Annotated in this window: 9 protein-coding genes; 7 read left to right on the forward strand and 2 right to left on the reverse strand. The window is 35.2% G+C overall.

What is annotated here, in order from left to right:
- Positions 1–25 precede the first annotated feature (25 nt).
- Positions 26–190 carry a hypothetical protein gene (locus RZN25_17000; protein MEQ6378512.1) on the reverse strand — a complete coding sequence of 55 codons (165 nt, stop codon included), beginning with the start codon at positions 188–190 and terminating at the stop codon, positions 26–28.
- Complete coding sequence (locus RZN25_17005) at positions 187–1,428, reverse strand: tyrosine-type recombinase/integrase (protein ID MEQ6378513.1); 1,242 nt, start codon at positions 1,426–1,428, stop codon at positions 187–189. Before RZN25_17005 ends, RZN25_17000 begins: the two co-directional genes overlap by 4 nt.
- Before the next feature lie 407 nt (positions 1,429–1,835).
- On the opposite strand from RZN25_17005, the gene RZN25_17010 reads away from it, so the two are divergent.
- The 7 genes from RZN25_17010 to RZN25_17040 all read left to right on the forward strand — a co-directional run bounded on the left by RZN25_17010 (position 1,836) and on the right by RZN25_17040 (position 6,990).
- On the forward strand, positions 1,836–2,573 hold the full coding sequence (locus RZN25_17010) for a GntR family transcriptional regulator (protein ID MEQ6378514.1): 738 nt from the start codon (positions 1,836–1,838) through the stop codon (positions 2,571–2,573).
- A gap of 11 nt (positions 2,574–2,584) precedes the next feature.
- Entirely contained in the window at positions 2,585–3,019 is a 435-nt protein-coding gene (locus RZN25_17015) for a PTS sugar transporter subunit IIA (GenBank protein MEQ6378515.1), read from the forward strand.
- A 31-nt stretch (positions 3,020–3,050) separates the two neighbouring features.
- Positions 3,051–3,335, forward strand: a complete 285-nt coding sequence (locus tag RZN25_17020; GenBank protein MEQ6378516.1) for a PTS sugar transporter subunit IIB — start codon at positions 3,051–3,053, stop codon at positions 3,333–3,335.
- A gap of 2 nt (positions 3,336–3,337) precedes the next feature.
- Positions 3,338–4,606, forward strand: a complete 1,269-nt coding sequence (locus RZN25_17025; GenBank protein MEQ6378517.1) for a PTS ascorbate transporter subunit IIC — start codon at positions 3,338–3,340, stop codon at positions 4,604–4,606.
- Between the two features lie 103 nt (positions 4,607–4,709).
- Positions 4,710–5,624, forward strand: a complete 915-nt coding sequence (locus RZN25_17030) for a phosphotriesterase-related protein (GenBank protein ID MEQ6378518.1) — start codon at positions 4,710–4,712, stop codon at positions 5,622–5,624.
- A gap of 14 nt (positions 5,625–5,638) precedes the next feature.
- Complete coding sequence (locus RZN25_17035; GenBank protein ID MEQ6378519.1) at positions 5,639–6,253, forward strand: bifunctional 4-hydroxy-2-oxoglutarate aldolase/2-dehydro-3-deoxy-phosphogluconate aldolase; 615 nt, start codon at positions 5,639–5,641, stop codon at positions 6,251–6,253.
- Complete coding sequence (locus RZN25_17040; protein MEQ6378520.1) at positions 6,253–6,990, forward strand: creatininase family protein; 738 nt, start codon at positions 6,253–6,255, stop codon at positions 6,988–6,990. Before RZN25_17035 ends, RZN25_17040 begins: the two co-directional genes overlap by 1 nt.
- Positions 6,991–7,072: the final 82 nt, after the last annotated feature.

The following is a 7,072-nucleotide window of genomic DNA, read 5'->3' on the forward strand; positions in this document are numbered from 1 at the left end:
ATGGTTATCGACAAATTTCGGGTTGTCACTGTGACTTAAAATTATCGTCATTGGGACAAACCGGTTTAAAATAAGTACTAAATGCTTTGAGATGAATATCATAACAGTTGCACCATGACTGCGATGCAACCCTATAATTAGCGAAATCATCCATGATAGAAAAAGCCAATTGTTCCTGCTTACTTTTCATGAATAATCCTCCTTGTCCGAATAAATCGGAAACTTCTCAACATTTAATGCGCATTCTTTTAGGTGCACAAAGTCCGTATTGACATATGTGTCCAAGGAATGAGGCGATGAATGCCCCAATATCGCTGATATAACTGGTGCTGGTATACTTCCTTCAAGCATCGATGATGCAAGCTTATGTCTAAAAATATGTGTGCCTCTCCTATCGTTGTGATTCATTCTAATATTTGCGGCGTCCATGATTTTGCTAACTGCAATAGAAACGGCTGATTTGCTTATTACTGAATCATCTTGCTTGTTTTTGAGAAAAACAAAAGGCTGTTTACTTTTAGGACGTTCATTGATGATATAGCTATACAATGCGTTTCCAATCATCGCTTCCATGGGGAGCTCTAGGGGCTTAGAAGTTTTCGACTGTATTATTTTGATGGTATCATTTTCCCAGTCAATGTCCTCTATTTTAAAATTAGCTATGTCAACACTTCTTAGTCCGGTATAAACCAATAAAGTACCAATTGCTCTAGTTCGGAAGGATATATCTACACTCATATCAAGAATAACTTTTTTAATTTTGTCAAGTTCCCCGTCACTCAAATATTGAATATTTTTTCTGTGTTCCTTTAATGCTGGTAGAAGAAATGCAATGCGATTACATTCCGTAACTTCTGGTGCCACAGTTTTCAAAACTCTCTTCAATCTACATCGGCAGCTATATCCTCTTATCATTTCTTTGTTTTCATTCATGAAATATGAAATAACATGCTTTTCTCCTATGGAAGAAATATCGAAGATCTCTAATTCCTGCATTTTTGTAAAGAAATTTTCTGCTACTCTTATTTCATCTTGACAAGTCTTCTCATTTTTTTCATTCCTGTTAACCACGGCTTGATAAACACCTATTACTTTTTTGAAGTTCTCACATAAGGGTGGCTGTTGGGAATCCTCAAACAGTCGATGCTTACGTATCTGACCGCTAGGATATTCATTATGAATGTCAAAGTTCATAATCATTGTAATATGTGATTTAAATGGGAAACGATATTGTTTTGTGGGATTAGTCTTACTTACACGATAAAGATAGTAATCTTCATAGGAATCAAATTTAACATCAGTATTCAATATTTTTTTTATTTCAACTTCCACACTCTGGATGTAAGACGAACTATATAGATAATCACCTTCTTTCATATAATTGATAAGTTTTTGATAGCCTTCTTTAAGATTGATTAGATCTAACATATATAATTACCTCCTTAAAATAACCATATATGTTACAAAATAAAATCCAAACCTTTTTCATTAAAATCCTAGTAAAGTCAGTAGGTTTCATGAAAAGGTTTGGATTTTAAAAAGGTTTGGATAAGGAGTGTAGAAATGTCTTTCTGTTTCTAGACTAGTAGACTTTTACAAGCAGAGAATGATTCTGTGTGACGACTCTTTTTATTGATTCGAGTACTTATTTATCTCCTAAGTAGAAAACCAATCTAAATTTATATCAGTAGTTTTTGACCTGCGGAATAATTAGATGAGCCAAAGTACAATATTAAAAAAACATTTACATGAAAGCACTTTCATGATATATTCATTATAATGTATATGATTAATAATAATTAAACATTATAATGTTTGTAGGTGGTTATAAAATAATGAGTTCTAAACTTCCTTTATATAAACAAGTAAAAAACGAGATTTTAAAAGAAATTCATCAAAATATGAAAGAAGGTGATCTGCTTCCTACAGAGTCTGAAATGGAAACCATCTATGAAGTAAGTCGAATTACAATTAGAAAAGCTATTGAGGAGTTAGTGTCTGAAGGCTATGTTGCAAAAGTACAGGGGCGTGGTACCTTTGTTCGTTCGACTAAAATTGTGCAAGATGCCAACAGTATAACAAGTTGGACAGAAGAGATGTATTTAAAAGGAAAAAAGCCTGATACAGTTAGAAGAAACATATACGAAGTGAGGCCTTCTAGAAAAATTAAGGACAAACTTCATTTACAAGTGAATGAGAAAATAATCTGTATAGAGCGAATTCGTTTAGCTGATGGAGAACCTATTGCTTTAATGTTTAATTATTTGCGAGAAAGTTATGTTCCAGGATTTTTGGAAAAAGGTCTCTCTCGTGAATCTTTATATGAAGAGTTAGAGAAAGAGTATGATATCGTACTAGAAGAAGCGAATGAACAAATCCGAGCTCGTTTAGCAACGGATTTGGAAGCGTCAACACTAGGTGTTTCCCCTGGTGATGCAGTTTTGCAAATTACTAGGACTACATTTCTTCCAAACGGAACACCATTTGAAATGGTAGAAATGATTAGTAGATCCGATAAGTATGAGTATCATATTAAAGTTTCTGGAAGAGATAGAAATAAGATTATAAAATAGGGAGGGTTTTAATGACATTACTTAAAAAAGAAGCAGTTTATCTGGGTGCAGAACTAGATAATGCAATTGACGCAATAACATTAAGTGGAGAACTACTTGTATCGGCAGGATATGCAAAAAAGGAATATACAGATGCCATGATTAAGGGTTTTAACGATGTGGGCCCTTATATAGTCATTGCACCAGGAATTGCTATCCCGCATTCTCGTCCTGAAAAGGGTGCTTTAAAAACAGGATTTTCCTTAGTTAGGTTAAAAGATCCGATTAATTTTGGTCATGACAAAAATGATCCAGTTCAATTGGTTTGTGCAATTACCGGAACAGGAAATAATGGGCATATTGAGATGCTTCAAAAGATTGCAATTATACTTGGAGATCGTGAAAAGCATAAACAAATTTTAGAAGCTAAAAATTTTGGTGACATAGCTCAAATCATAACAATTTAATTGTTTAAAACAATAAGATGAGGTGAATTATATGTATATTTTAAGCGTGTGCGGAATGGGTTTTGGGACAAGTTTGATGTTATTAATGGATATTCAATCAATGGCTAAAGAACACGGTTATACTGTAGATGGAGAAGCTACGGACCTAGGAAGTGCAAAAGGTAAAAACTGTGATCTAATGGTCGCTTCAAGTGAAATTGCTGCAGAGCTATCAGATGAAAATGTACCAATAGTCTCTATTGATAACCTATTAGATAAAAATGAGATTAAAGAAAAAATATTGCCAATGATTGAGAAACTGTATAAGGGGGTATAGAAATGATTGATTTATTAGTATCTATATTAAGTAATCCATCTATTATTATAGCTTTAATTGCAGGATTAGGTTTAATCGCACTGCGTAAATCCACATCGGACATTATAAAAGGTACATTAAAAACACTTTTTGGTTTCTTAATCTTACAACAAGGTGCCGGTATTATAGTGAATTCTCTTATTCCTTTTAGTACGATGTTTACCGAAGCCTTTGGATTAACAGGTATTGTTGCAGAAGATAATGCCATTGCAGCTGCTGTTCAGGTTGTGCTAGGAAAAGAAACGGCATTTATTTTAATTTTCTCATTTCTTATTAATGTGTTAATCGCTCGATTAACTAAATATAAGTATATTTTCTTAACTGGTCATATGATGTTTTCATTTGCTGCTACGATGGCGATTGTATTGAGCCAGATGGGACTTTCATCAATTATGACGATTGTATTAGGATCCATCATTCAAGGTATATCAATGGTATTATTTCCAGCAATTTCTCAACCATCTGTACGCAAAGTTATTGGTAACGACAACGTAGCATTTGGTTTCTGGGGAAGTTCTTGGATATCATTATCTGGATGGGTTGGAGGGCTTTTTGGGAATAAAGAGCAGTCTTCGGAAGATGTGAAAGTTCCTAAATCGCTTGACTTTCTAAAAGATATGAGTATTTTAATGGGGATTATCATGATTATTGTTTATGTAGTTACTGCAGGCTTTGTAGATACAGATACAATGAATGAAATTTCCGGTGGTATAAATAAATACCAGTTTGCTATTTTTGAAGCTTTGGGATTTGTTGTGGGTATTTTAATCCTATTAATGGGTGTTCGAATGTTCTTGGCAGAAATTGTACCAGCATTCAAAGGAATTGGAGAAAAAATTGTTCCTGGTGCGAAACCAGCACTTGATGTACCAATCTTCTATTCATACGCACCTGTAGCCGTAACAATTGGTTTCTTAGCAGCACTAATTGGTGGATTAATCGTAACATTTATGTCTAGCTTGCTACCTGTAGCTGTATTACCATCTGTTATTGGATTATTTTTCATGGGTGGAGCAGCTGGTGTGTTTGGTAATGCTAGAGGTGGGTTAAGAGGTGCTATCATAGCTGGTTTCTTCTTAGGACTTACGTTCTCATTATTAGTTGCACTAGCATATCCTTTGATTGGACTATCAGAATATGGAATAAGTGGATTATGGTTTGCGTCACCAGATGCGATTATTGTAGTAATTATTATTAAGTTAATTGGTTTGTTATTCGGTGTACCGCTATAAAGTTTGAATGAGGCATAATTCATTGAACTAGATAGATTTGGATTATGCCTGTACTTTTACACAAAGTTAAAATATAAAATACTACTAGATTGGAGTTTTTAAAATGGGTAAAATTAGAACAGTTTTAGGAGATATAGAGAAGGATAAATTAGGTTTCACATATAGTCATGAGCATTTATGGACCAATCCTCCTGGTTCACAAAAAGATCGTGATTTAGAGTTAACCGATTACGAAGCAAGTGTCAGTGAATTATGGCGTTTTAAACGTGCGGGAGGAGATTCATTAGTTGATGCAACCACACTTGATTATGGTAGAAATGCTTCTATGATGGCGCGAATGGCAAAAGAAACGGGTGTGAACGTCGTTGCCACTTCGGGTTTTAACAAACATATTTATTTTTCAAGCTGGGTAGAGGCTTTAACCGTTGAAGAAATTACTCAAAAGTTAGTTCGAGATGTTACCATTGGTATGGATGGAACAGAATCAAAGGCAGGATTTCTAAAAGCGGGATCTTGGGAACAATTAATCCACCCATTAGAAGAAAAAGTAACACGTGCTGTTGCACGTGCCCAATTACAAACAGGTGCCCCCATGTGGTTGCATACTGAGGCTGGGACAATGGGACTTGAAATGCTCGATATTTTAGAAGAAGAAGGTGTAGATTTAACAAAAGTTGGTGTGGGGCACAGCGATAGAAATGCTGACTCTTATTACCACTTACAAATGGCTAAACGAGGTGCTTATGTACAATTTGATGGGGTTAGTAAGATTAAATACTATCCGGATAGCACCCGAGTAGAGCTAATTAAAGCGATGCTTGACAATGGTTATGGTAATAAATTACTTATTTCTGCGGATATGGGGCGTCAAAGCTATCTACATGCTTATGGTGGTGGACCAGGATTTGAATATATCCTTAAGAAGTTCATCCCGCGCTTATTAGATGAAGGAATCAGTCAAAAAGATCTTGACACTATTTTTATTGAAAATCCTGCAAACTGGTTAGCACAATTTTAGGTAGGGGAGATTTTATGAAGCAGAACACAATAATAGCAATAATCCGTGGGGTACATCCTAAGGATATTAGAGATATTACACAATGTTTATTAGAAAATGGGATAGACTCAATTGAAGTATCGCTAAGTGATGAAGAAATAGGCTTGGAGTGTATCCGTGTCATTTTTAAGGAATTTGGTGACCGTATCCACCTTGGTGTTGGTACAGTTATTAATCAATCTCAAGTGGATAAGGCAATCAATGCTGGAGCAAGGTATATAATTACTCCAGGATGGGATTGTGAACTTGCTAAGTATGTTTTAGCTAATAATATTGAAATGTTTCCTGGAGTATTCTCGCCAGGAGATATTATGCAGGCAACAAGTCTTGGTATTGAAACCGTTAAGTTATTCCCTGCAATTAATTTAGGACCAAGCTATATTAAAAATGTGAAAGCACCATTTCCACGTACGCATTTCATGGCAGTTGGTGGGATTAGCAAAGACAATATCAAGGAATATCAACGGGCAGGATGCTCTTATTTTGCAATTGGAAGTGATTTAGTACCAAGTGGTGCTACAAAAGAAGATTTACAAATAATTAAACAAAGTGCTGAGGTGTATAATCAGTTATTATTAGAGGAGTTTTAATGATGGACACAGCTAAAGAATTATTAAAAATGAATCGTGATGAAGTTGCAGAGGCGGTAAGAGACTTCCCGGTTGCTATTCTCCCTCTTGGTGCAACAGAGCAACACGGACATCATTTACCCCTTGGGGTTGACATCTATTTAGCAGAAGGAATTTCAAGAAAATTATCGGAAAGAACCGGTGCGTTACTTCTTCCAACGATACCTTTTGGTTACTCTTGGGTTTGGAGAGATATTCCTGGCACTGTATCTATTCAACAAAATCATGTAGAAAATGTAATTAAAGATGTAGCTCATAGTGTGTCACGGTATGGAATTAAAATGCTAATTCTTGTTAATGGTCATGATGCCAATAACGCTAGTATGAAGTATGCTGCCAGAGAGCTAATGGATGAATTAGATATGCCTGTTTTCTATCTGTTCTATCCGAATATGGAATCGATACGAGAAGAGTATTGTGAGTCTCCTATGTGGCATGGAATGATACACGCTTGTGAGTTTGAAACATCATTGATGCTAGCATTAAAACCAGAGCTAGTTGAAATGGACAAAGCAGTTAGGGAATATCCGAATAAGCCGAATTTGTACGGAAAGTCAACTATCTCTTTAGGAGACTTAAGCAATAGTGGTGTATTTGGTGATGCAACACTAGCCAGTAAAGAGAAAGGTGAATTAATGTTGGAGAAATTTATTGCTGAGATGGAAAGTTTGATTAAAGAAGGCTATGAAAATAAGTAGGCTACCTTGGGTCAGTTAATATAGTGACAGGCACTTAAATTTCAGAAATAATCGAGTAGGAGGATAATCATTAGTTGATTAT

This window comes from Bacillaceae bacterium S4-13-56, assembly GCA_040191315.1.
Classification (GTDB): Bacteria; Bacillota; Bacilli; order Bacillales; family JAWJLM01; genus JAWJLM01.

Bases quoted from the DNA above. Each gene is read 5' to 3' on its own strand.
- RZN25_17000 (MEQ6378512.1), bottom strand. From the start codon at position 190: ATGAAAAGTAAGCAGGAACAATTGGCTTTTTCTATCATGGATGATTTC.
- RZN25_17005 (MEQ6378513.1), bottom strand. From the start codon at position 1,428: ATGTTAGATCTAATCAATCTTAAAGAAGGCTATCAAAAACTTATCAAT.
- RZN25_17010 (MEQ6378514.1), top strand. From the start codon at position 1,836: ATGAGTTCTAAACTTCCTTTATATAAACAAGTAAAAAACGAGATTTTA.
- RZN25_17015 (MEQ6378515.1), top strand. From the start codon at position 2,585: ATGACATTACTTAAAAAAGAAGCAGTTTATCTGGGTGCAGAACTAGAT.
- RZN25_17020 (MEQ6378516.1), top strand. From the start codon at position 3,051: ATGTATATTTTAAGCGTGTGCGGAATGGGTTTTGGGACAAGTTTGATG.
- RZN25_17025 (MEQ6378517.1), top strand. From the start codon at position 3,338: ATGATTGATTTATTAGTATCTATATTAAGTAATCCATCTATTATTATA.
- RZN25_17030 (MEQ6378518.1), top strand. From the start codon at position 4,710: ATGGGTAAAATTAGAACAGTTTTAGGAGATATAGAGAAGGATAAATTA.
- RZN25_17035 (MEQ6378519.1), top strand. From the start codon at position 5,639: ATGAAGCAGAACACAATAATAGCAATAATCCGTGGGGTACATCCTAAG.
- RZN25_17040 (MEQ6378520.1), top strand. From the start codon at position 6,253: ATGATGGACACAGCTAAAGAATTATTAAAAATGAATCGTGATGAAGTT.